The sequence below is a fragment of the Alteromonas sp. AWJ4_197 genome, from assembly GCF_056160285.1.
On the sequence record NZ_JBSWWW010000038.1, the window covers coordinates 1 to 925 of the forward strand.

A 925-nucleotide genomic window follows, 5' to 3' on the forward strand; every position below is an offset into this window, starting at 1 on the left:
CCTCCGGGGACGCCGCCATCGCCGACGGACTGGCCGCCTGGCTCGGGGGACAGCCGCACGTGGCGGCCACGGCCAAGCGAGCCGCCGGGATCAAGGGCGACCTCGACCACTTCGGCGCCATGGCCTTCCTCCAAGGGCTGCTCCTCGTCCTACGGGACGCGGGGCACCCAGGACTGCTCGTGGTGCTCGACGAGGTGGAGACCCTGCAACGCATGCGCGCCGATGTCCGGGACAAGGCGCTCAACGCGCTGCGCCAGCTGATGGACGAGATCGACGCCGGGCGCTTCCCCGGTCTGTACCTCGTCCTCACCGGCACACCGGCGTTCTTCGAAGGACCTTCGGGCGTGCCCCGGCTGCCCCCTCTGGCGCAGCGGCTGGCCACGGACTTCACCACCGACGCTCGCTTCGACAACGCGCGGGCCGTGCAGATCCGTCTGCCCGGCTTCACCCAGGACTCGCTGCTCGAGGTCGGCGGCCGGGTGCGCGACCTCTACGCCGCAGGCTCCTCCGCTGCTGAGCGTGTGCACACGGTCGTCGACGACGCCTACCTCGCGGATCTTGCCGCCGCCGTCGCGGGCGGGCTCGGCGGGCGGGTCGGCATCGCGCCGCGCCTGTTCCTCAAGAAGCTCGTCGGCGACGTGCTCGACCGGGTCGACCAGTTCGAGGACTTCGACCCTCGAAAGCACTACTCCCTGACGCTGTCCCGCGACGACATGACGGACGTCGAGCGCAACGCCGGCGCCCGGACCGCCGACGACATCAGCCTCGACCTCTGATGGCCGGCGGCGGATTCGACCTGCTCAGCCCGGCGATCCAGCACCACATCGTCAACAGCCTGGGCTGGCCGGCGCTGCGGCCGCTGCAGTCGGAGGCGGTCGCACCGTTGATGCGCGGCGACGACGCCCTGCTGCTCGCGCCCACGGCC

General features: G+C 71.9%; 1 protein-coding gene. It reads left to right on the plus strand.

Annotated features, from left to right (window positions below; genetic code table 11):
- Positions 1-776 (plus strand): BREX system ATP-binding protein BrxD (gene brxD / locus ACXAGC_RS20415; RefSeq protein WP_474846839.1); only part of this gene is annotated, 776 nt, incomplete at its 5' end.
- Positions 777-925 lie beyond the last annotated feature (149 nt).